General features: G+C 70.5%; 25 protein-coding genes and 1 riboswitch. Of the genes, 14 read left to right on the forward strand and 11 right to left on the reverse strand.

Translation table 11 applies throughout. The features are described from left to right. Positions 1–31 precede the first annotated feature (31 nt). Positions 32–1,564, reverse strand: a complete 1,533-nt coding sequence (locus FB454_RS20205; RefSeq protein WP_013476068.1) for a multicopper oxidase family protein — start codon at positions 1,562–1,564, stop codon at positions 32–34. A gap of 152 nt (positions 1,565–1,716) precedes the next feature. Between FB454_RS20205 and FB454_RS20210 the strand changes: the two genes are divergently transcribed. Together FB454_RS20210 and FB454_RS20215 are read left to right on the forward strand one after the other, a co-directional pair. Further along, positions 1,717–2,409, forward strand: a complete 693-nt coding sequence (locus FB454_RS20210) for a response regulator transcription factor (RefSeq protein ID WP_013476069.1) — start codon at positions 1,717–1,719, stop codon at positions 2,407–2,409. Continuing rightward, positions 2,406–3,521: a sensor histidine kinase gene (locus FB454_RS20215; protein ID WP_013476070.1), complete on the forward strand. Its 1,116-nt coding sequence runs from the start codon at positions 2,406–2,408 to the stop codon at positions 3,519–3,521. Before FB454_RS20210 ends, FB454_RS20215 begins: the two co-directional genes overlap by 4 nt. A 22-nt stretch (positions 3,522–3,543) precedes the next feature. Here the strand turns inward: FB454_RS20215 and FB454_RS20220 are convergent, their stop codons facing one another. Both FB454_RS20220 and FB454_RS20225 read right to left on the reverse strand, forming a co-directional pair. Then, on the reverse strand, positions 3,544–3,762 hold the full coding sequence (locus FB454_RS20220; protein WP_013476071.1) for an SHOCT domain-containing protein: 219 nt from the start codon (positions 3,760–3,762) through the stop codon (positions 3,544–3,546). Between the two features lie 84 nt (positions 3,763–3,846). Continuing rightward, the gene (locus FB454_RS20225; protein ID WP_013476072.1) at positions 3,847–4,065 is read right to left on the reverse strand and encodes a DUF2933 domain-containing protein; all 219 of its coding nucleotides are present in this window, start codon (positions 4,063–4,065) and stop codon (positions 3,847–3,849) included. 198 nt (positions 4,066–4,263) lie between these two features. Here FB454_RS20225 and FB454_RS20230 point away from each other — a divergent pair, with 198 nt between their 5' ends. Beyond that, positions 4,264–6,432 (forward strand): heavy metal translocating P-type ATPase, encoded by a 2,169-nt coding sequence (locus FB454_RS20230; protein WP_225319487.1) that lies wholly within the window; start codon positions 4,264–4,266, stop codon positions 6,430–6,432. Here the strand turns inward: FB454_RS20230 and FB454_RS20235 are convergent. Both FB454_RS20235 and FB454_RS20240 read right to left on the reverse strand, forming a co-directional pair. Beyond that, positions 6,413–7,981 carry an ABC transporter permease gene (locus tag FB454_RS20235; RefSeq protein WP_063778291.1) on the reverse strand — a complete coding sequence of 523 codons (1,569 nt, stop codon included), beginning with the start codon at positions 7,979–7,981 and terminating at the stop codon, positions 6,413–6,415. The two genes, FB454_RS20230 and FB454_RS20235, sit on opposite strands and share 20 nt — an antisense overlap. Next, complete coding sequence (locus FB454_RS20240; protein WP_230650666.1) at positions 7,978–8,487, reverse strand: ATP-binding cassette domain-containing protein; 510 nt, start codon at positions 8,485–8,487, stop codon at positions 7,978–7,980. The genes FB454_RS20235 and FB454_RS20240 overlap by 4 nt, the downstream gene beginning before the upstream one ends. Positions 8,488–8,955: 468 nt before the next feature. On the opposite strand from FB454_RS20240, the gene FB454_RS20245 reads away from it, so the two are divergent. From FB454_RS20245 to FB454_RS20260, 4 genes are all read left to right on the forward strand, one after another. After that, positions 8,956–9,408, forward strand: a complete 453-nt coding sequence (locus tag FB454_RS20245) for a DUF2752 domain-containing protein (protein ID WP_030271525.1) — start codon at positions 8,956–8,958, stop codon at positions 9,406–9,408. Positions 9,409–9,469: 61 nt separating this feature from the next. After that, positions 9,470–9,895: a hypothetical protein gene (locus tag FB454_RS20250; RefSeq protein WP_071098622.1), complete on the forward strand. Its 426-nt coding sequence runs from the start codon at positions 9,470–9,472 to the stop codon at positions 9,893–9,895. 71 nt (positions 9,896–9,966) lie between these two features. Next, entirely contained in the window at positions 9,967–10,623 is a 657-nt protein-coding gene (locus FB454_RS20255) for a DUF305 domain-containing protein (RefSeq protein ID WP_030271527.1), read from the forward strand. Positions 10,624–10,876: 253 nt separating this feature from the next. Beyond that, a complete protein-coding gene (locus FB454_RS20260) occupies positions 10,877–11,557 on the forward strand; it encodes a C39 family peptidase (protein ID WP_052166170.1) in 681 nt (226 codons plus the stop codon). Positions 11,558–11,650: 93 nt separating this feature from the next. Here the strand turns inward: FB454_RS20260 and FB454_RS20265 are convergent, their stop codons facing one another. Further along, on the reverse strand, positions 11,651–12,184 hold the full coding sequence (locus FB454_RS20265) for a zinc metalloprotease (RefSeq protein ID WP_052166171.1): 534 nt from the start codon (positions 12,182–12,184) through the stop codon (positions 11,651–11,653). Between the two features lie 484 nt (positions 12,185–12,668). Here FB454_RS20265 and FB454_RS20270 point away from each other — a divergent pair, with 484 nt between their 5' ends. Both FB454_RS20270 and FB454_RS20275 read left to right on the forward strand, forming a co-directional pair. After that, complete coding sequence (locus FB454_RS20270) at positions 12,669–13,031, forward strand: BlaI/MecI/CopY family transcriptional regulator (protein WP_082171187.1); 363 nt, start codon at positions 12,669–12,671, stop codon at positions 13,029–13,031. Continuing rightward, on the forward strand, positions 13,028–13,951 hold the full coding sequence (locus FB454_RS20275) for a M56 family metallopeptidase (protein ID WP_047890776.1): 924 nt from the start codon (positions 13,028–13,030) through the stop codon (positions 13,949–13,951). The genes FB454_RS20270 and FB454_RS20275 overlap by 4 nt, the downstream gene beginning before the upstream one ends. Before the next feature lie 37 nt (positions 13,952–13,988). Here the strand turns inward: FB454_RS20275 and FB454_RS20280 are convergent, their stop codons facing one another. Beyond that, complete coding sequence (locus tag FB454_RS20280) at positions 13,989–14,282, reverse strand: glutaredoxin family protein (protein WP_047890777.1); 294 nt, start codon at positions 14,280–14,282, stop codon at positions 13,989–13,991. An 86-nt stretch (positions 14,283–14,368) separates the two neighbouring features. Continuing rightward, entirely contained in the window at positions 14,369–14,653 is a 285-nt protein-coding gene (locus tag FB454_RS20285) for a heavy-metal-associated domain-containing protein (protein ID WP_036310742.1), read from the reverse strand. 242 nt (positions 14,654–14,895) lie between these two features. On the opposite strand from FB454_RS20285, the gene FB454_RS20290 reads away from it, so the two are divergent. Beyond that, positions 14,896–16,317, forward strand: a complete 1,422-nt coding sequence (locus FB454_RS20290) for an MFS transporter (RefSeq protein WP_030271537.1) — start codon at positions 14,896–14,898, stop codon at positions 16,315–16,317. A 146-nt stretch (positions 16,318–16,463) separates the two neighbouring features. On the opposite strand, the gene FB454_RS20295 is transcribed toward FB454_RS20290, so the two are convergent. Both FB454_RS20295 and FB454_RS20300 read right to left on the reverse strand, forming a co-directional pair. Further along, positions 16,464–17,978, reverse strand: a complete 1,515-nt coding sequence (locus tag FB454_RS20295) for a copper resistance CopC/CopD family protein (RefSeq protein WP_030271539.1) — start codon at positions 17,976–17,978, stop codon at positions 16,464–16,466. 330 nt (positions 17,979–18,308) lie between these two features. Next, entirely contained in the window at positions 18,309–18,581 is a 273-nt protein-coding gene (locus tag FB454_RS20300; RefSeq protein ID WP_135241034.1) for a hypothetical protein, read from the reverse strand. A 391-nt stretch (positions 18,582–18,972) separates the two neighbouring features. Further along, positions 18,973–19,113: riboswitch (cyclic di-AMP (ydaO/yuaA leader) on the forward strand. A 209-nt stretch (positions 19,114–19,322) separates the two neighbouring features. On the opposite strand from FB454_RS20300, the gene FB454_RS20305 reads away from it, so the two are divergent. Next, positions 19,323–20,123: a C39 family peptidase gene (locus FB454_RS20305; RefSeq protein ID WP_036310744.1), complete on the forward strand. Its 801-nt coding sequence runs from the start codon at positions 19,323–19,325 to the stop codon at positions 20,121–20,123. Between the two features lie 417 nt (positions 20,124–20,540). Here the strand turns inward: FB454_RS20305 and FB454_RS35470 are convergent, their stop codons facing one another. Next, complete coding sequence (locus FB454_RS35470) at positions 20,541–20,876, reverse strand: recombinase zinc ribbon domain-containing protein (RefSeq protein WP_230650663.1); 336 nt, start codon at positions 20,874–20,876, stop codon at positions 20,541–20,543. A gap of 11 nt (positions 20,877–20,887) precedes the next feature. Between FB454_RS35470 and FB454_RS35475 the strand changes: the two genes are divergently transcribed. The 3 genes from FB454_RS35475 (at position 20,888) to FB454_RS20325 (ending at position 22,384) form a co-directional block, all read left to right on the forward strand. Further along, positions 20,888–21,352 (forward strand): hypothetical protein, encoded by a 465-nt coding sequence (locus FB454_RS35475; RefSeq protein WP_225319833.1) that lies wholly within the window; start codon positions 20,888–20,890, stop codon positions 21,350–21,352. 213 nt (positions 21,353–21,565) lie between these two features. Then, a complete protein-coding gene (locus tag FB454_RS20320) occupies positions 21,566–21,997 on the forward strand; it encodes a hypothetical protein (RefSeq protein ID WP_141722619.1) in 432 nt (143 codons plus the stop codon). 159 nt (positions 21,998–22,156) lie between these two features. Then, a complete protein-coding gene (locus tag FB454_RS20325; protein ID WP_082171188.1) occupies positions 22,157–22,384 on the forward strand; it encodes a cation transporter in 228 nt (75 codons plus the stop codon). Positions 22,385–22,424 lie beyond the last annotated feature (40 nt).

Consider the following 22,424-nt stretch of genomic DNA (forward strand, 5'->3'; position numbering starts at 1 on the left):
CTCCTGTCACCCCGGGGGATAGGTCAGGCTGTTACTCCTGGTACGCCAGGTTGATCATCATGCCGGTCTCGGCGTGGTAGATGTTGTGGCAGTGGGTCATCCACTGGCCCGGGTTGGTCGCGTCGAACTCGACCGCGACGGTCTGCTTCGGCACCACGATCACCGTGTCCTTGCGGACGCCGGTGTCGGTGACGGCGAACGTGTGGCCGTGCACGTGCATGGGGTGGAACATCGTGCTTTGGTTGACGAACTCCAGCCGCACCCGCTCGCCCTGGCCGACCAGCAGCGGGTCGAGCTTGTCGGTGGTGGTGCCGTTGATGGTCCACCGGTAGGGCATCATCGAGCCGCCCAGTTCCAGGCGGTGCACCCGATCGGCCTTGCGGCGCTCCAGTTTGACGGCGTCGGCAGGGCTCAGGCCGCCGGTGAGCAGCACTCGGAGGTCCAGCTCCGCAGGGTGGACAGTCGCGGCCGGCGGGCTGCCGGCGCCGGTGCGGACCACGGCCACGCCTTGGCCGCTCTTGCCTTCGGCGACCGCGACCAGGGGAAAGACGCCGTCGCCGAGGTCCACGGTGACGTCCGCCCGTTCCCCCATGCCGAGCACCAGGGCGTCGCAGGTGGTGGGGGTGACGGGGAAGCCGTCGGTGTGGGTGACGGTGAGACGGTGGCCGCCGAGGGCGATCCGGAACGCGGTGTCGGAGGCGGCGTTGACGAGGCGGATCCGCACCCGCTGGCGCGGTCGACCGGTCAACGTCACCGGGGCGTCCGGTGCCCTGCCGTTGATCAGATAGTGCGGGTAGACCACGTCTCCTGCCCCACCTAGCAGGGGCGAGGTCATGCTCTCCATGCCGCCCATCGACATGCCGCTCATGCCGCCGTGCTCCATGCCGGCCATGCCGTTCATGCCGGCCATGTCGTCGTGGCCGCCCATCGACTGCAGCGACGCCAACACGTCGTCGGGTGTGCGGCCGGTGCCGTCGACCCAGTCGTCGAGCACCACGATCCACTCCTGGTCGTACCGGCCGGCCTCGTGCGGGTCGTCGACCACGAGCACACCGTAGAGAGCGCGGTCGAGCTGGACTCCCGAGTGCGGGTGGTAGAAGTAGGTGCCCGGGTCAGGGGCGGTGAACTCGTAGGTGTGCGTTCCGCCCGCAGCGATCGACCGCTGGGTCACTCCGGGCACGCCGTCCATGTCGTTGCGCAGCGCGACGCCGTGCCAGTGCACGCTCGTCTCGGTGGCCAGACCGTTGGCCACCTCGACGCGGAGCACGTCGCCGGCCCGCGCGCGCAGCAGCGGACCCGGCGCGGAATCCTGGTAGCCCCAGGTCTGCACCTGCCGGCCGCCGAGGTCGAGGGTGACCGGGCGCGGGTTGAGCCTCGCGGACACGGTGCGGGCGCCGGCCCGCCGTCGCGCTGCCTCGGTCCGGGCCACCAGGTCCCCGCCCGGAGCCACGAGACGGGGGTCGAACAGCCCGCCGGCCCAGGCGGCGGCGCCGGCCGTGCCGGCGATACCGACCGTGCCGGCGATTCCGGCCAGCAGTCGTCGGCGGGTGAGGGTGGGGGACATGGCTGCTCCTTCGGCTGCGAGGAACCCTGTCTGCAGCCTGACCTTCGCCGCGGGCCGACGGCCACGTCGCACGGCTTTCTTCAGTGAATCTTCATGAGCGATCGCCGGTGACCTGGGTCCGCCCGGCCTGACCGGCAGGGCAGGATTGGCCCATGGGTGTACGTGTGCTGGTGGTCGACGACGAGCGCAGCCTGGCCAAGGTCGTCGCCAGCTATCTGGAGCGCGACGGTCACGAGGTGAGCTGCGTCTTCGACGGCCGGTCGGCGGTCGCGGCCGCCCGGCGGGACCGGCCCGACGTGGTGGTGCTGGACCTCGCCCTGCCGGGCCTGGACGGCATCGAGGTCTGCCGCCAGATCCGCACGTTCACCGACTGCTACGTGGTCATGCTCACCGCCCGCAGCGAGGAGGTCGACAAGCTCATCGGCCTCGGCGTCGGCGCGGACGACTACCTGACCAAGCCGTTCAGCCCGCGCGAACTCGTCGCCCGGATCCGCGCCATGCTGCGCCGTCCCCGCGCCGCCGTGGCCCCGGCCGCGGAGCAGTCGACCCGGACGGTCGGCGGGCTGCGGGTCGACCTGGCCGGCCGTGAGGTGTACGTCGACGAGCAGCCCGTGGAACTCACCCGGACGGAGTTCGACCTGCTTGCCGCGTTGTCCGCGCAGCCGGACACGGCGCTGCGCCGCCGGCAGCTCATCGACGCGGTGTGGGGTGCCGACTGGGTCGGCGACGAGCACCTCGTCGATGTGCACATCGCCCACCTGCGCCGCAAGCTCGGCGACGATCCCGCCGGGCCCCGGTTCATCCGCACCGTCCGCGGCATCGGCTACCGGATGGGGCGGGGATGAGACGACAACTGGGACTGCCGGGCCGGCTTCTCGCCGCCCAGGCCCTCGTGGTGCTGGTCGGCGCGGGAACCCTCGGCCTGGTGGCGGCCGTGGTCGGGCCGGCGATCTTCCGGAGCCATCTGAGGCGGGTGACCGGTCCGGTCGACCCCGGGACCGCTCATCACGTCGAGCAGGCGTACGCCTCGGCCAGCGCCCTCGCCCTGGGGGTCGCGATCGCCGTATCGCTGCTCGCCGCCCTCGCCGTCAGCGCCTACCTGGCTCGCCGCCTTGCCCGACCGGTCACCCAGTTGGCGACCGCCGCCGCGGACGTCAGCCGGGGCGACTACGCGGCACGGGTCAACGGTCCCGGCCTCGGTCCGGAGTTCGACACGGTCGCCGCCGCCTTCAACACGATGGCCGCCCGGCTGGCCGACGCGGAGGCGACCCGCCGCCGTCTGCTGGCCGACCTCGGCCACGAGCTGCGTACTCCGTTGGCCACCATCGAGGCGTACGTGGACGCGGCCGAGGACGGGATCGCGGTCGAGGGCGAGGACACCTGGACGGTGCTGCGGGCGCAGACCACCCGGCTGCGCCGTCTGGCCGAGGACGTCGTCGCGGTGTCCCGCGCAGAGGAGCACCAACTCGACCTGCGCCCCCGACCGGTCGCCGTCGGTGAGCTGGTCAGCGCTGCCGTGGCCGCCGCCCGGCCCCGGTACGCGGCGAAGGGCCTCACCCTGCACGAGCAGGTGGCACCGGACGTCGGAGTGGTCGACGCCGACCCGGTACGGATGGGGCAGGTGCTGGGCAACCTCCTCGACAACGCCCTGCGCCACACCCCACCGACCGGGCGCGTCAGCGTGCACGCCACCCGGGCTGCCGACGAGGTGCGCGTCAGCGTCACCGACACGGGAGACGGCATCGACGCGCGGCACCTGCCGCACGTCTTTGAACGCTTCTACCGGGCGGACGCCGCCCGGGACCGCGAGCACGGGGGATCGGGCATCGGGTTGGCCGTCGCCCGCGCTATCGTGACCCAACACGGCGGCAGGATCACCGCCGCCAGTGAGGGCCCCGGCCGGGGCGCGATGTTCACCGTCGCCCTGCCCGGCGCAGGGCCCGCCGCAGGCAGCTGACGAAGCGCGTGGGGGAGGCCCGTCAGCGCAACCCGTCCAGCCTGCGGCGGTACTCCTCGTCGTCCAGCTCGCCACGGGCGTAGCGCTCGGCCAGGATCCGCCGGGCGGAGTCGCCGTGGTCCGTCGCGCGTCGGCCGGTGCCGACCGTGAGCCAGACCGCCGCGACGATGATCACGGCCAGGACCAGCCAGCCGACCATCATCAGACCCATCGGCCAGAACCAACCGTTGCCATCATGCATGTGGGTCACGTCCTTTCCGCTGTCGGACCCTGCTGTTCTCCTGGACCTGACGGCGTCGCCGGCATACCCGTCGCCGCTGCCGGCTCACCTGACCGACGAATTCGTCTCCGACGGGCCGCGGCGCTCGCTGCCACCGGAGTGACCGCTGTGGTCACCGTGGCCGCCGTGCATGAACAGCATCATCAGCGGGCAGGCGAGCGCGAGCAGCCCGTACGCCACCGAACGTGCCGGCACGCCGATCGCCAGCGCCCCCGCGATGAGGATCACCAAGGCGGTCACGTACAACGGCAGATGTCGCCTCATCACCGGTCTCCTTTCTCGTAGCTCCCAAACCGAGCCTGCTCCCGGGTTCCGCCGGGCGGCAGCGCCTACCGGCCCCGGCCGTACGGTCGAAGGTCCTACCCCCTCCGGGTAGCGGTAACAGGAAGCGCTCAAGACCACGTACCAGCAGCCTTGCCCTATACCCCCTAGGGGTATATGTTCGAGGCGGAGGTGGACCTCATGACACGCCACGACACCCACCATGCCCCGCTCGCGACGGCACCCGAGCACCCGCACCCCGCTCACGGCCACGTCGCCGAGCGGCACGCAGATCACACGCCAGAGCGTCGCCCGCCGGATCAGCCCCAGCACCACGACCACCACGGGGGACACGGCGGCGGACACGACAAGCACGCCGGGCACGACCCGGAGCAGTTCCGGCGCAAGTTCTGGCTGAGCCTGGCGCTGACCGTGCCGATCGTCGCCACCAGCCACATGATCATGGACTGGTTCGGCTACACCCTCGACTTCCCCGGCATGACCTGGGTCGGGCCCGTCCTGGGGTCCCTGGTCTTCGCCTACGGCGGCTGGCCGTTCCTGGCCGGCGCCGTTCGGGAGGTCCGCGACCGGGCTCCCGGCATGATGCTGCTGATCGCGATGGCGATCACCGTCGCGTACGCCGCCTCGCTGGCCACGAGCCTGGGTGCGTTCAGCCTCGACTTCTGGTGGGAACTCGCCGCGCTGGTCACCATCATGTTGCTCGGGCACTGGCAGGAGATGAAGGCGATCGGGCAGGCCCAGGGCGCCCTGGCGGCCCTCGCCGCCCTGCTGCCCGACGACGCCGAACGCCTCGACGACGCCGGGCAGCCGCACCGGGTGCCCGCCGGCGACCTGCGCGTCGGCGACCTGGTCCTGGTCCGCTCCGGCGGCCGGGTTCCCGCCGACGGACGGATCGTCGACGGGGCCGCCGAACTCGACGAGTCCATGGTCACCGGCGAGTCCCGGCCCGTGCCCCGTACGGTCGGCGACAAGGTGGTCGCCGGCACCGTCGCCACCGACTCCACCCTGCGGGTCCGCGTCGACGCCGTCGGCGAGGACACCGCCCTGGCCGGCATCAGCCGGCTCGTCGCCCAGGCGCAGGCGTCCGCCGGCCGCGCGCAGGTGCTCGCCGACCGGTTCGCCGCCTGGCTGTTCTACCTCGCCACCGCCGCCGCGCTGATCACCTTCGGCACCTGGTGGGCACTGGGCGACGTCAACGAAGCCGTGGTCCGTACGGTGACGGTTCTGGTGATTGCCTGCCCGCACGCCCTCGGGCTGGCCATCCCGCTGGTCATCGCCCTGTCGACCGCGGTGTCGGCGAAGGCGGGCATCCTGGTCAAGGACCGCATGGCGCTCGAACGCATGCGTGGCGTGGACGCGGTGCTGTTCGACAAGACCGGCACCCTGACCAAGGGCGCCCACACCGTTACCGCCACCGCCGCCACCGCAGGGCTCACCGAGGACGAGGTGCTGCGGGTCGCCGGCGCGGTGGAGGCCGACAGTGAGCACCCGCTCGCCCGGGCCCTGGTGCGGGCAGCCCAGGGGCACGGTCTGATTGCCACGGCGCGGGACTTCCGCTCCCTGACCGGACGCGGCGTCCAGGCCGTGGTCGACGGCACCTCCTACGCGGTCGGCGGTCCGGCGCTGTTGCGGGAGCTCGATGCCACTGTGCCCGCCGACCTGGCGGACGCCAGCAGCCGGTGGTCGGCCCGCGGCGCGGCCGTCCTGCATCTGCTGCGGCTGCCGGCGGACGGCCGACCCGAAACGATCGGCGCGTTCGCGCTGGAGGACGAGGTCCGGCCGGAAGCCCGGGAGGCGATCACCGAGCTGCGGGAACAGGGCGTCAAGAAGATCGTGATGATCACCGGAGACGCCCGCCCGGTCGCCGAGGCGGTCGCCGCCGACCTGGGCTTCCGCCCCGGTGTGGACGAGGTGTTCGCCGAGGTGCTCCCGGCGGACAAGGACCGCGCGGTCGCCGACCTGCAGGCGCGGGGCCTGACGGTGGCCATGGTCGGCGACGGGGTCAACGACGCGCCCGCCCTGGCCCGCGCCGACGTCGGCATCGCGATCGGCGCCGGCACCGACGTGGCCATCGAATCCGCCGGTGTCGTCCTGGCCTCCTCCGACCCGCGCGGCGTCACCGGCGTGATCCGGCTGTCCCGCGCGTCCTACCGCAAGATGGTGCAGAACCTGGCCTGGGCGGCCGGCTACAACGTGGTCGCGATCCCCGTCGCGGCCGGCGCGCTGGCGTGGGCGGGCGTGGCGCTCAGCCCGGCGGTCGGCGCGGTGCTGATGTCCGCCTCCACCATCGTGGTGGCGCTCAACGCACAACTGCTCCGACGGGTCCGCCTCACCCCCGGACGCCGTTGAACGTCCCGCTCTGGCCCGGCCGGCTCGCCGCAGGCCGGGCCAGAGCCGTCACGAGGGATCCGGGCGGCGACACGGACCGCCGGTAGGCGACCGCGACGGCCAGGGACAGCACCACGATCCACCCGGAGGCCAGCACCAGCGCGCCGAGTTCGTCGAACCCCCGGGTCAGCGCGCCGTCGAGGAGAACCCTGACGCTGCCGTAGCCGGGAAGCGCCTTCGCCCAGGACGGCGGCTGGGAGCGCAGCATCGGGCTCTGGCTGATGCCGAGGTCGAGAAAGGGCAGCAGAAACGCCATGAACACCCCACCGACCCGGCCGAAGACCGGCGCGAGCAGCGCACCGACGAGCGCGTACGTGCCGGCGACCAGAAGGTTCCCGGCGGCGTACACCGGCCAGCGGACCGCGTCGAACACCGACGCCGTGGTGGCCAGCGACACCACCGTGGCCAGCAACGCCGCGGCGGCGAGCACCCCGAGCCGGCCGGCCAGCAACGCCGCCGGACGCAACCCCGCCAGGGCCGCGCGGCGGTCGCCGGCGCGGCTGTCCAACAGCGTGAACAGACCGGCCAACGCCGCCAGCGAGGCGACCGCGATGGGCGCCATCGTCGCCCCGTGCACCTCGGGCATCGGGTAACTCCCGGCCAGCCGCCGGCCGTGCTCCCGCACCGTCACCGTGATGGGCTGGTCGGGAGTGATCGCGTCCGCCAGCAGGATGAAGATCACCGGCACCGCGACGTAGAGCGCCCACAGGGCCGGATTGCGGCGGGCGTCGCGCCACGCCGCCCGGCCGGCGCCCGCAAGCTGGGCCCGCCACCCGCCCGGCCGCTGCCGGCGACGGGGCTGCCCGGCGCGGCGGGTACGCCGCACCGCGAGGGTCCAGGCGACCGCGACCGCCGCGACGGTCCACACCAGGGCCCAGCCGACGTCGCCGAGCCGGCCGGCGTGCCCCGACGGGAGATCCACCATCCACGAGGTGACGAAATGCGTCGGCAGTATCCGGGTGCCCACCCGCTCCTGGGCCCCCATCGCCGGGCCGAGAAAGACGTCCAGGATCCAGATCAACAGCACCACCACCGAGCCGTTGACCGGGTTGCTCACTAGCGTTCCCACGGCCGTGCCGATGGCGACGTAGATGACCGCCGCCATGAGTGTGCCGACCACCACGTGCCCCGGGCGGTCGATACCGGTCCGGAGCGCGAGTGTGACCAACGCGATCGCGCTGACCAGCACGGCCAGCGCCAGCCCGGTGAGAAGCCGGGCCGCGACCATGCGTGCCGGCCGCAGCCCGGCCAGCACCACCCGTTGGTCAGTGTCGCGGGTGGCGGCGCTCTGGAAGTACATGCCGATGCCGGCGAGGAACGCCGCCGACCACGCGGCGGTGGCGTTCTCGACCGCCGCGCCGCCGCGGCCGCCGAGAATCCGCGCGGCATCGGCCAGGGTGCCCGCCACCACCGCCACGAAGACCACGGGTACGACGACCAGCAGCAGCAGGTTCACCCGGTTGCGGGCGTAGTCGGCCAGGAACCGCCGCACGAACGCCAGGACGGTCACCGGGATGCCACCCGGCCGTCCGTGATGGCCACGATCCGGTCGAAGCGCTCCTCGTCCACCACGAAGTGGCTGATGACCAGTGCGCTGCGGCCGGCCCGCCGGCGCTCGCCGACCAGGTCCCAGAACTTCTGGTACGTGTCCCAGTCGAAGCTCGCGTAGGGCTCGTCGAGCAGCATCAGTTCCGGGTCCGGCAGCAGGGCCAGTGCCAGGTTGAGCTTGGCGAGGGTTCCGCCGGAGAGCCGCTCGGCGCGGGTGCGGGCGTACCGGGGGAAGCCCAGTTGGTCATACAACGACTGCCGGGACCGCTCCGTCTCCTCCTCGGCCATGCCATAGGCGTGGCCGAACAGGTCGAAGTGCTCGTCGCAGGTCAGCCGCGGATACAGCTGCGGGCTCTGCGGGCAGTAGCCGATCCGTCCGCGGTGCGACACGGTCCCCGCGTCTGCGCGTAGCGCGCCGACCAGAATCTTCATCAGGGTGCTCTTGCCCGAGCCGTTCTCACCGATCACCCCGACCACCTGACCTGGCCCCAGGTCGAGATCCACCCCACGCAGCACGGGCAACGCCGCCGGAACGGTCCCCGACGGTAGGACTTGCGCAGGCCCCGGGCCGTCAGCACGGCCGTCCCCGGCGGCCGGTCGGCTGCGGATTCCTCACCGCCGGTCACAGGTCACCTCCGTGCGCACGGGGTGGTGGTGCGAGGGTTCGTACTGCCCCAGCTTAGGGGCGGTGGGGGAGGGGTACCGCCGTTACGCCGGGCCCGTCTGCAGCGGCTGCCACCGCGCACGGTGAGGGCGACGGGAGTGTCCCGGGTGGTTCCGCGCGCCTGCCCGGCATCCTGGTCTTCGTGGTGTGGGTCCCCTCGGCAGGGTGCCCATGCGTGCCATCTACTATGCGTGATTAGTAGACGCGTGTCGGGATCGCTCGTTCCTGCCCATCTCGGCACGTGTGCTCTCGTGACACACGAGGAGGTGGCGATGCGACAGGTGGCGGGTTACCCCCATCGCGCGACGCAGCGCGCGGCGACTCTGGCACTGGCCGGCGCCATCGGCGCGGCGGCGGCGTTCGTCCTTCGCTTCGATCCGACCGACCGGGTCGCCGACCCCACCGGCCCCTGCCTCTGGCACGCGATGACCGGCATCAACGGTCCGGGTTGCGGCGGCACCCGAATGTTCTACTACCTGCTGCACGGCGACCTCCTCGAAGCGGCCCGCCACCATCTGGCCGCTCTGATCGCCGTTCCCTTCCTTCTCTACGCGGGCATTCGCTGGGCCGGCGTCGCCTGGTTCGGGCGGGAGTTGCCTGCGCTGCGGTTGTCGCCACGCGTCTACTGGATCTATGGTGCCGCCTTCCTGCTCTACAGCACCGTGTTGCGCAACCTGCCGTGGCCACCGTTCAGCTGGTTCGACATCCCGAACCTGACCCCTTGATGCGGCGGCTTCAGACCTCGATCTCTGGCAGGCGGATTTGCACCGACTATCCTGGTACAGCATGAAAAGCGCGAAGGCGGGCGCGTCGGGCGGGCCGGAGCAGCGCGCGGCCCTGTGGCTGATGCTGCTCGTCGCACTGGCCTTCGGTGTTCTCGGCATGCACACCGTCGGCCACCATCCCAGCCTCAGGGGCTCCGGCGTCGAAAGCGCGATGGCGGACCTGCGGCACACACCCGTGGTGCCGGCAGGCGAGCAGAGCCTCAGCGGCTCGGACGGCCACGGTCGCGGCGTTGACGCATTCGCCGTATGTCTGGCGGTGCTCGGCGCGGCGGTCGTTCTCGCCTCCCTGTCGATGCTCCGGCGGTGCCGACGAGAACTGCCCGTATCCGCACGCGCCAGGCAGTGGACGTGGGGTCGAGGATGTGGCCCTCCGCCCCGACCTCCCCTCGGACTGCGGATGACCGCGGTGTCGGTCCTGCGGACATAGACCCTCGCGCGCCGCCAAGCCCCCATCACAGGACCGTCTGCCAACCACTAGCGACAAGGACCATTCACTCGATGAAGCGAACCATCCTGCGCCGGACTGCCCTTGCCGGTGTCGCCCTGTCCGCTCTGCTCGTCACTGCCGCCTGCGGCGGGGGCGACGACATGGCCGGCATGGACCATTCCAACAGCAGCCTGTCGACCGGCGCCTCGTCCGCAGCGAACGGCACGTTTAACGACGCAGACGTCATGTTTGCCCAGATGATGATTCCGCACCACCAGCAGGCCGTTGAGATGGCCGGCCTCGCTCCGAGCCGCGCGAAGGACCCGGAGCTGAAGGATCTGGCCGCCAAGATCAAGGCCGCCCAGGATCCCGAGATCACCACCATGAAGGGCTGGCTGACGGCGTGGGGGAAGCCCACGTCTCCGCCCAGCGGCCACAACATGCCGGGGATGTCGGCCTCGCCCGGGCATGACATGCCGGGGATGAATTCGGACATGCCGGGCATGATGTCCGACCAGGAGATGGCTGACCTCACGGCCGCCAAGGGCACTGACTTCGACAAGAAGTTCGCCCAAATGATGATCGCCCACCACAACGGCGCCATCGAGATGGCCAAGACCGAACAGGCCAACGGCAGCAACCCGGACGCCAAGGCTCTCGCCGCCAAGATCGCCGCAGACCAGGCGGCGGAGGTGCGGACCCTCCAGAAGATCCTCGACCGCCTGTAGGCGCGTACCTGTCCGGCCGGGCTCGAACTCTGGTTCGAGTCCGGCCGGTCCCTTTTCCGGCTGACCGCCCTGAATCCTGTGGCCGGGGCCTCACCTGCGGAATGCGGGAACCGGGCCGCCAGTTGGTCCTTAACCGCAGGCCGGAGCCGGACGCTCCGGGGTGTGCGTATCCCGGCTCGCAGGCGCGTGCCGAACCGAGAAGAGCGGCGAGTGGTCCGCGTGATCGCTGCGGCTCCCCGAGGAGAGGCGATACATGAACAACCCTGCCCGACGGTTTTCGGTCAGCAACACCCACAACTCCGCCGTGGTGAGGAAATGCGTGGCCGCGGCGGGAGTGGCTCTTGCCGGCATCGTCGCCGCAGGTCCGGCGACAGCTGCCTTTGCCAACCCGGCTGCTGCCGAGGCGACAGCCAGAGCAGCTTCCGGCAAACAGGTGAACGACTACACGTTCCAGGCGCAGCCCAACATCTACTACTGCGGTCCTGCCTCCACGCGGATCGCGCTGAGCGCGCAAGGAAAGATCGAAGACCAGGACAAGCTGGCGAGTGAACTTGGCACCACCTTCGCCGGCACCGCCTCGGCCTTCGAGATCACCCGAGTGCTCAACGACAGCCTGGGCGAGCGGGAGTACAAGACCGTGGAGATTCCCAACGAATCGGCCAGCGCCGACGAGGTGCACCGGCTCAGGGCCGACCTCACCAAGGCCATCGACGAGCAGCGCATCCCGGTGGTCAACGTCATCGGTGCCGCCGTGGGTGCCGAAGGCGTCACCCGATCCTTCCCCGTGGGGCACTACCTCACCGTGGTCGGCTACGACAGCGACGGGGGCCGTCTCAAGATCGCCGATCCCTGGCAGCCTGTCGGTGATGGCACCTACTGGATCTCGGCTGCGGACCTGGCGAACTGGTCCGCCTCGCGCGGCTACTCGGCCTGACCAGCACCGTGGGCCCCTCGCCGTTCTGGCGAGGGGCCACTGTGCGGCTCGGCGATCCGGCGACGGACCCCTCCACCGCGGTCGATCCGACGATCAGGCCCAGATCACGTGGGTGACGACCATGGTGCCGTCGGCGAAGTGCCGGACGTAGGTGGAGTGCCGGTCGGCGCGGGAGCCGCTGACCAGCGTGCCCCAGCACTCCGGGGAGTTGCCGACCGAGGCGCCTGCCGGCGCGGAGCCGACCGTGCTGGTCGAGTCGACGTGCGAGTAGATGGTGACCAGTTCGTCGTAGTCGTGCTGGTTGGGGTGCTGGTTGGTGCTCGGGTCGTTGGTGTAGTCCATGCAGGTGCCGAGGTTGGCGTTGTTGAAGTTCTCGTCCTGGTGGTCGAGGCCGAAGGTGTGGCCGACCTCCTGGCAGGTGACGAGGTTGCGCCACGCCGGGGTGTTGTACTGGGCGGTGTTGAAGTAGGTGTCGTTCAGCTTCACGGTGCCCTGGGTGATGTGGGTGCCGCCGGTGACCGAGATCGAGGCGATGCCGAGCCAGCCGTTGTTGCCGTAGGTGGAGTTGCACACCTCGACCCGACCGGCGGTGGCCTTGCAGGTCTTCGGGCTGACCGAGCCGGCCACGACGGTCGTTCCAGGACGGTGGACTTGCTCCAGTCGGCGGAGGCGCCGGACAGCGCCGAGTCCCACTGCGAGCTGACGTTGTCACCGAGCTTCAGGCTGAACGGGTTGGCGGTGCGAGCCCAGTGGTAGCCGCCCCAGCTGTGGTTGGCCTGGGCGGGCGACGGGAAGGCCAGCAGGGCGAGGGCGGCGGCACCGGCGGCGGCCAGCAGTTTATTGCGCATTCCAGCTCCTCTGGGAGTGCCGTGGAGGGTGGGTACGGCATCGACTCGGGTCACTTCATACGCCTGCCCTGGCGGGGGTGGAACCTTGCGGAACGCAACCTTTCCGCCGTCTGCAAATATGGACCATCGTCGAGGTCGTTCTGGCCGGGCCGCGCGCTCCTGAGGTATCGGGCCTCTGTGCTCGCCAGCCCTCACGGTCCCGGTGCGCCTTGCTGGCCTGGCGGGTCGCCCCGCGTACCCTTGCGGGCACGAAGGGAGCGCACGTGGCAGAGCTGGGCAGACTCGAGGCGGCGGTCATGGACGTCCTGTGGCGGGCCGGCCAACCTCTGCTGGTCAGAGAGGTCCTCGACGCACTGACCACCGACCGCGCTCTGGCCTACACGACGGTTCTCACCGTGCTCGACAACCTGCACCGCAAGGGTTGGGCGGCGCGTGCGAAGGATGGCAAGGCCTACCGTTATCGCCCAGCCGGCAGCCGGGAGGAAATCGCCGCTCGCACGCTGCGTCAGGTGCTCGAGACCAGCACGGACCCCGACCTGGTGCTTCTGCATTTCGCCAGGTCGGCCTCGGATCGGGAACTGCACATCATCAAGCAGGTGCTCCACGAGCGGGAGCCCGGGGCGTGAGCATCGCGCTGGCACTGGTCGCCGGTGTCGTGGCCGCCGCCTGGTGGGGGCCCGTCGCGTTGCGATTCTGCTTCCGCCACGTTGCTGACCCGGTCGCCGTGCTGCTCGGCTGGCTCGGGCTGCTCGTCGCCGTGACGGCCACCTTCGGCGTCGCCGTCGCCGTGTTGCTCGCCCCGGGCGCTGCCCACGAGTGGGCACTGCATGACCTCGCCCGACTGTGTTGGCACTGGGCGCGGCCCAGCCGTCCCCCGGCCCTCGGCGAGGTCCTCGGCGGGGCGGGCGCTCTGGCCATGGTCGCGGCATTCACGAAGTTCGCCGCGTCCTGCGTCCGCCGCGCCCGGACGGCCGGTCGCGCCCGGCGCGTGCACGGGGATCTGCTGGCTCTCTCCGGCGGCGCGGCCGAGCCCGGTGACGGGGCGGTGCTGTGGATCCCACACCCCACCCCGTTGGCGTACAGCCTCGGCGGGGCCGGCGGGTTGACTGTGCTCGCCAGCTGTACCCGAGATCTGCCGGCGGATCAGCTCGCCGCGGTGCTGAGCCACGAGCGCGCCCATCTGCGCGAGCGCCACCACCTGCTGGTATCCGCCGTGGAAGGGCTTGCATCGGCCGTTCCCTGGCTGCCGCTGACGCGGGAAGCACCCGCCGCCGTCCGTCTGCTAGTCGAGCTGCGTGCGGACGCTGCGGCCGTCCGGGAGTGCGGCCATGCGGCCGTGCGCAATGCGCTCTTGAGCTTCGCTGGTGCGCCCCATCCGCCGTCCGCCCTGTCGATGGCCGGGGGAGAAGTGGGAGTCCGGTTGCAGCGGCTTCAGTCGCGTACCCCGCACGGCCGCAATCTTGCGACCCGGACCGCGTTCGCTGCGGCCGCCCTCGGGGCGCCCGTGGGCATCGGCATGCTCGCCGCGGTCCTCACCTGTCTCTAGACGGCCGCCGCGCACTCTGACGCGTGGGATGGAAGCGTCAGCCGGCGAGGCCACCGGTTTCATGGCCGCTGCTGGTCAGGTGGGCACGCAGTTGGTCGTCGGTGGGCTCGACCAGGAATTTGCCGTCCGGCCACACCAGGGTGGGAATGCGACGTTGCCCCTGCTGCAGGCCACGGATCAGGTCCGCCGCAGCCTGGTCCTCATCGACGTCGACGTACACGTACGGGATGCGGGCGGCGTCGAGCAGGGCGCGGCTGCGTCGCACGTCGGGACACCAGCCGGTGCCGTACACGACGAGCTCATCGGGGCGGGAACGATCGTTGACGGTCAACTCGGTCTCCTCGTCGCCGGGACGGATGGCAAGGCGGCATCCCTGGGCGCCAACCGGTGCCCCAGGGATGCGAGATGCCCCGCGGGTCAGTCCACGAGCTGGTAGCCGGCCCGCTGCACGACCGCGCGGACCTCGGCGGTGTCCAACGGGTTCTCGCTGAGAACGGTGATGGTGCCCGCGGCCACGTCGGCCTGGACGTCGGTCACGCCGGCGATCTCGGAGACGTGCCCGGTCACCTTCTTGGCGCAGCCGCCGCAGGTCATGCCGGACACCTGGTAGGTGCTCCGGGCGCCGCTGCCGGTGCCCTGGGCCGCCGGGGCGCTGTCGATCGTGATGGTGCCGCAGCCGCAGCTGGCTTCATTGCCGCACATGGGATCTCCTCGGTGTCGCAGACGATGGCGTGACGGTGCGCAAGGTCCGTCCGTCGACGGTCGGCTGTGCGCCGGCCCGCAGGCGTTTGAATATACCCCTCCCCGGTATGCCCCTCAAGACCTCGACCGATCCGTGTGCTTACCCTGGCATGTCATCCGGATCACTTGACGACAGGTACCGGTGGGGGGTACAAAATTGCCGCTACCCATACCCCCTAGGGGTAAGAAAAGGAGTGATCACGATGTCATCCGGATCGAAGCGCTGGTGGGCCCTCGGACTCATCGCCCTCGCCCAGTTCATGGTCATCATGGACACCTCGATCATCGGCGTCGCGCTACCACGCATACAGGCGGATCTGGGTTTCTCACCGGAGAGCCTGTCCTGGGTCTTCAACGCCTACGTCGTCGCGTTCGGCGGCCTGCTCCTGCTCGGCGGCCGGCTGTCCGACCTGTTCGGCGCCAAGCGGATGTTCGCCGCCGGCTGGGGTGTCCTGCTCATCGGCTCCGCCGCCGCGGGCCTGGCCGGCAGCGTCACGGTCGAACTGGCCGCCCGCGCCGTACAGGGAGCCGGTGCGGCGCTGATCGCCCCGTCGGCGCTGACGCTGCTGATGATGCTCTTCGGCGCCGAACCCAGGGAACTCACCCGGGCCCTCGCCCTCTACGGCGCGGCGGCACCCGCCGGTGGCACCGCGGGCGTCTTCCTCGGCGGCGTCATCACCGAATACCTCAGCTGGCCGTGGGTCTTCTACATCAACATTCCCATCGCCGCGCTCGCGCTGCTGGCCACCCCGGCCCTGATGCCCGCCGGCGGTACCCGCCGCGGTTCGCTGGACGTGCTCGGCGCCCTCACGGTCACCATCGGTCTCGGCGCCGCGGTGTACGGCATCGTCCGCGCCCCCGAGGTGGGCTGGGCCTCTGGGCAGACCTGGCTGGTGCTCGCCGGAGCCGTGGTCGCCCTCGCGGCGTTCGTCGCCATCCAGGCGGCCCGCCGGGAGCCGCTGATGCGGCTGTCGATCTTCCGGGCGCCGAACCTCGCCGCCGCCAACGTCGCCCAACTTCTGCTCGGTGCGGCGTGGATCCCGATGTGGTTCTTCCTCAACCTCTACCTGCAGCAGGTCCTCGGCTACAGCGCCTTCCCCAGCGGCGCGGCACTGCTGCCGATGACCATCCTCATCATGATCGGCATGATCGCGCTCGCCCCGCGCGCCATCGCCCGCTTCGGCCCGAAGCCCATGGTGGTCACCGGCCTCGCGGTCCTCGCCGTCGGACTCGGCTGGCTCGCGTTGGTCCGCCCCGACGGCAGCTTCACCGTTGACGTGCTGCCGGCCTCGCTGGTCGCGGCGCTGGGTATGTCGCTGGCGTTCATCCCGTCGCTCGGTACGGCGATCTCCAGCGCCCGCCCCGAGGAGGGCGGACTCGCCTCCGGCATCGTCAACACCGGCTACCAGGTCGGCTCCGCGCTCGGCCTGGCCGCGATGACCGCGGTCGCCTCCGCCGCCGGCGCCGACCGGCTCGGCGATCTGCCCGCCCTCACCGACGGATACTCCGCCGCCTTCGTCGGCGCCGGGATCATCGCCGCCGCAGGCGCCCTCACCGCCGGTCTCACCCTCCGCGCGGCCAAGCGACAGCCTGTTAACGAGGCCGAGACAGTACCCGCGGCCTGACCGAATCCATCAACCGCCTGTCTGACGCCGGTGGATGAGTCTGATCCCGACTGATCCACCGGCGCATTCATACGATCAGCGCCCGACCCACGCGAGGCGGCCCTGGCGGTGAGGTGCCCTCGACTCCTGTCACGCGCTGCTGCCGACTACGTCTCGGCGTTGACGAGGATCGCGGTGACCAGCACGACGGCGACCATCAGCAACGCCTCGACCAGGACAGTGCGGCGTAGCTGATAAGTGGCGTCCATCGCGCGGTCATCCAGCCTGGGCACGACGCGCCGGCTGTTGTACAGCCCGACGAGGGCAACAGCCGCCACCAGGGCGACCTTGACGAGAAGCACCCGCCCCCAGTCGGTGGTCACGAGATGGCCCGGCCGTTCCAGGATCAGCAGGGTCAACGCGACGCCAGCGACACCCGTGAGCGCTACCGCGGCGGTGGCCGGTATGGAGAATCGCACCGCCATTTCGGCGGCACCCGTCGGTACGCCGAGGCGGGCGCGGCTCAGCAACAGGGCAGCCAGGAGAAGAACTCCGCCGACCCACACCGCGGCGGCAATGGTGTGGGCGAAATCGGCCGCCACGACGACGGCCCGAGGTTCCGCGGTGACGGTGTGCCCATCGACCAGAAAGGAACCCAGCAGCAGTGCCACGGTGACCGCCATGAGCACAGGCCGCACCGGTCGCGCTCGCACCCGCTGAACGCCGTCGCCGGCCGCGCTGACGGCGGCAGCCGTCACCAGGTTCCGGGAGTCGGTGGGTATCGCTGCGACGGTCGGAACGGAGTGACGCCCGACCGCGTGCCGGCCCCGAATCAGCGCCGCTTCGAGTGAACCGGACACGAGCAGACCGGCCGCACCGGTGAGTCGCAGGACCAGGCCGGCGGCCACCGGTGTCTGGCTGAGGGCGGTCACCGACGAGGCGCTGGCCGCCGAGGCGAAGGTGCCCTGCTCGCTGAAGACCGCCGCGAGTGCAACCAGCTCAAAGGCCGCTCCAGCCGCCACCGCCAGCCCCGCCGTCCGCACCCAGATCTGCACCACCCGGATGTCACTGCGTGTGCCGACCAGTGTGGTCAACGCGAAGACAAGACCACCGACACCGAGCAGGATCGCCCCGTAGGAAAGCCAACGCCCGACGGCGCCGACAAACCGCACCGGCGCCTGTTCCGCGTCGGCGGTGTGGCCAACAGCGTGTCCTCCCGCGTGTGCCGACGGCGAAGCCGGGGGCACACCTGGCCCACCATGGCCGGCATGTCCGTGCGGGCTGGCTGTTGCCTGGGGTTTAGCGGCCGTTCCGGGCGTCGGGGGAGGCGAGGCCACCGTAAACGTGATGACACCCGTCAGGGGGTGGGCGTCCGGGGCCGCGACGCTCCATCGCAGCTTGAACGTGCCGGTGGTCAGGCGAGCGGTCGGGTGGACCAGCCACGTTCGGCCTCCGTCGGGCGTGTGGCTGGCGGCCGGTAGGCCGATGCCGTTGCCGTCGGAAAGCTTGAATCCCGCTCCTGTGGGCGTGCCGGCGGCGCTGAGCGTCAGCCGGATCTCCTGGACGGCGCCGTCGATCCGCGCGCCGTCGGCCGGAACGGCCCGGAGCAGCTTGAAATGTGCGGCCGCAGGGGAAGCGAACCCGAGGGCCACGATGAGGGCGGGAAACAGCGCCAGCCACACCCGAATTGCCCAGCGCGCGGCGCGACGTGCTGGCGACTGAGGACATGCGAGACCCGGCGATGCAGCAAGCAAGGTCAGGCCGCCCGGCGACGCCGCTGGAAAGGCACTGTTGATCCTTCCGCCAAGGAGGCGCGGGCCGGTGCCCACACATCGCTCCCACGTGGTGCGGTCGCCATCCTAGGTCAACTACTACCCGCCCTTAGTAGGGGCGGGTCAGCTTCGACGATCCAGAAAGTCAGGTTGGGGGAGAGCGCCAGCATGGTGGCATCGCCGACTCGCAACGGCGACGGACTGCGCCGGGAGTGGTGCGAGGCATTGCCGCGGTCCCGGTCAGCCGTGGTCGGGTCGCTCTGTGGCCCCGCGGTGACGGATTTTGAAGCGGGCCACCGCGATCAGCGCGACGATCATGCTCTCGTACGCGGTTCCCACTTGCTTCGCGCGGCGCGCGCCCAACCGTCGGCAGGGCGGCGATCCGGCCTTACGCCGCCCGCCGGGATTGGGTTGATTTTCGTCGAAGCCACGTCGACATTCGAACGTCGAGCTACCCGCGGTCTGCGCGGGCTGACTGCCGGGTGTCACGAGCGCCGCCAACTTCATCTCCATGAACGCCTGTGCGGTAACGGGGAGCTCGCACTGACTTGTGTCTGCGCGCGGCCTCGGCCCGTACCACCACTACCGCCGCTGCTGCCGGCCCGGGTTTGCTGAATTGTGACTGAAATTGGTGTGGGGCTACGTACGGCCGCCCAGGAAACGGCCATTCGGGTGAGTATGCGGCGATCGGCCAAGCAATTGAGCGCCAACAGCATTCCGATGTCCGGTTACGTCCCGAGGGTTCCGCTATAACTGCTCGTCCCATTGAGTGGCATGAGTAACTGGAGGTTCCGATCAGAGTAGCGATGTTCGAGGCTTATGCAGGTGGGAGCCCTTGGCATACGACGTACCCACCGGTAATGTCGGCGCGTCCGGTGCGGTTTCCGATCGCAAGTGGCGACGCCGCTCCGACCCGCCTAATCGTGATCTCATGAACCGGGGACCCAGGCAACACCGGGGTGAATCCGCGAGCCACGGCCCGCGGTAGGGCGTACTTCCCGCCCGAATCCGTCAGCTAACCCGGTAGGCGGCCACGGAAGGAGTGCCAGCCTCGTGCGAAACACCTCCCGATACTCCCCACGCCTCCACGGCATCGCGGTGCCGACACTCGCCTGACTGTGAGTCCCGGCAACTGCCCCCCAGCCCGGCCCACCGGGCGCTCCCCATCCCCGCGGCACCCCGCCCAGTCACAACGTGCGTGAGTTCCTCCGCGCGTCGGGCCGGCCTGTGCCGCTCCAGCCCGTGGAGGAACACATGAAGCACCACATGAAGCGTCAGCTGCGGCGTCTTGTGACCGAGCGCCCGTACAAGATCATCGCCGGCTCCGCCGCGGCGCTCGTGCTCGCCAGCGGCGTCGGCACGGCGCTGGCCGCCACCGATCACAACGCGCCCGTCCGCCAGGGGAACACCGCCGCCGGGCTGGCTCCGCGGCTCGGTGATGTCGCCACCCGCGGCGAGGCTCGCGTCGCCGCCGAGCCGTCGCCGTCAGCGAAGGACAGGGCCACGACCGACCCGGACGTGACCAAGAAGGCGAGGCCGAAGCCTCCGTCGACCAAGGTCCTCGACCACACCTACGAGGCGCAGACTGCCTACTGGAACTGCGGCCCGGCCGCTGTGCGCAACGCGCTCAGCGCGAGCGGCGTCGAGACCACCCAGGACGCGATGGTCGCCCCGCTGAACGCTGGCGAGAACGGCACCAACTCGGCGGAGGACACCACTCGCGGGCTCAACCAGATGGTCAAGGGCAACCCGTACCGGACGCACATGATCCCGGGCCAGGCCGCGACGCCGGCGCAGATCGACCAGCTCCAGGCCGACGTGGTCACCGCCATCACCGACGGCCGTGCCGTGGTCGCCAACACCGTCGGCTCCGCGACCGATACAGACGGCGGCTGGCACTCCTTCCCCGGCGGCCACTACATCGCCGTGGTCGGATATAAGGACGACGGCCGGACGGTGCGGATCGCCGACTCCGCCGACCCGAACATGGCCGCCTACTGGATGACCACCATCGACCTGGCGAACTGGATGGCCACCCGCGGCTACTCCGCCTGATCCCATCTCCGGCCCTCGGGCACCGGCTCGTTCGAGCCGGTGCCCGTCGCCTTTCGGTTCGCGCCCAGTAGCAGGCAGGACGGCACGTCGTGCGCCCTCTGGTATGGCTCAGCCGATCATCTTGTGCGGTCAGGTTAGGTGCCGCCCGACGCGGCGGGCAGGGGCGAACACGTACAGGTCCAGCATGCCGGGTGGGTTGGCCAGGCCGGGGCCGCCGGCGCGAAATCCGAACCAGCCCCTCTGTGGACTTTGGTGCGTCACCGATAACGGCATGACGCCGACACGGGAAACTCCATAGTGCCGCTCGCTGCTATAGGATTACGGCATGAGCACCCATGCTGAGCATGGGTGCCGTGACTTTGTGTCCGAATCCCTCGGACACAACATCTCCACATATTGATCATGGGTTGAACGGGCTCACTTGCCTGAGGCTCCTGTGGTCGGTGTACATCGTTCCTGATCGCAGATGATGCTGATCTTGTTTCTGTGCAGGAGCGCGGCCAGGTCATGCGGGTTCTGGGCGTCGCTGGCGAGGCCGGGATGTCCCATCAGTCGCGCGATGATGTGGTCTTCCCTGAGGTAGAGCATCTTGCGTCGGCCGTTGGTGGGCTGTTGGGTGCTGGTGTGGCCTTGGCGGCATCGGTAGCCCGGACGCTGGTTGATCCAGTGGGATTCCAGTCTTCGGCCGCATGGTGCGCAGCGCAGCAGGCCGGTGAACAGGTAGCGGCGGGCAGTCCCGTCGTGGCTGGCCACAACTGCACACCGTGCTGTTCGAGCAGGGGTGCCAGGTGCTGCAGCTGGTTGGCGGAGAATGCTCGTTCGTATTCGCCGACCACGATCGCGTCGAACCCACGGTGCGGATCGGGGAGCGCGGCCAGCAGCGCGGCGGCCTGCGGACGCTGCCGCCAGCCGCGGCGGCGCGAGCAGCCGGCATCGAAGTACTCGGCGACGATCAGCCCGTGACCGGCGACGAGTTCGCTGGCGCAGTCCCGCTGCCAGTGCCGGGACGTCACCCGGTCTTGATGCTCGATGGTCGACATCCGGCCGTAGAACGCAAACCGCAGACCACCCTGCCGCCGGACGCGCGGCTGCGCGCCGGCGTGCGGCTGGCTGTTGAGCCATCGGGTCATGGGATCCGCGGGATCGTCACTCTGGTGGTCCGACACGCCAACATTTCTACGAAGGATCTTCATGGTCGAGTCGGACAAAAAGTCCGCTGCGCTGGATGAAGGGCTGTCGGGCCGGAGCCGGTGGTAGCCGCCCGAACAAGGCGGTCCAGCTACGACCGCCCGATGCAGGCCGCGCCGACGAGTGGCCCACGGGACTTTCGAACGCGACGTGGTGACGCAGTGGTTCGCCGACCTTGAGATAAGCATCCGGGGCAGGACGGGAACCCGCACCCGCACGACGGCTGCGGCCGTGGAGTGTCGTAGTCTGCGCTGGTGACGTGGGACGGTCCGGCTGGTGCGATGCGCGGCTACCGCGCTGTCGCGGTGGCGGTCGTCGTCGCTGCGGTTCTGGTCCTGCACGCGCTGCAGTGCGCTAGGGGTCTGGACACTGCGACACCTTCGGCGGCTGCCAGTTCCACGACCTCCCTCGCTTCCTACGACGCGTCTGCGGCCCTGAACAGCCTCGCTGATGCCCTCGCCTCCGCCGATCCGGAGGCGACTGACGGGCATCATGCGCCGGCAGATGGCGGGAGCGTGGCCGTGACGGCCTGCCTGCTGTTGCTGGTGATCGGCGGCGCTGTCGTACTGGCGGCATTCCAGCGCTGGGTCCGCCGGCTACCTGTTGGCCGGGGGCTGCGTCACCGGCCGGTGAGCCGGCCTGTGACGGTCCGGCTGCTGTCACTGTTGTGCGTGTCGCGGGTGTAGAACCGGTTTGCGGTTGTGAGCCCGTGGCGGTCCACGCGTCCTGATACGTGGCCGGCTGAGTAGCCGTCGCGGGCCTTCGTTCCTGCCGAGTCTGCCAAACGTGGTCCTGGCCAGTCGGCCAGCAAGCTCGGCTGTCCCTTCGTCGGGTCTGAGGATGCCGTGAACGACACCGTCACTTACATGCTGGCCGTGCGCGGGTTGTGCTGCGACCGTGCGGAGAGCGCAGTACGGCGAATTTTGGAAGATCTGCCGGGGGTGCATCGGGCGCACGTGTCCGCAGCAGCGGGCCGCGCGGTGGTGGACGCCGACCCGGTCGTCGTCACCGCTCCCGTGCTGACCGCGGCGCTCGCCGCGTCCGGCTATCCGTCCCGGCTGGAATCGCTCTGATCTCCGGCCCGCCCGCCGCCTCCTGATCGGGGCGTGCGGT

The organism is Micromonospora sp. CNZ297 (genome assembly GCF_007827625.1).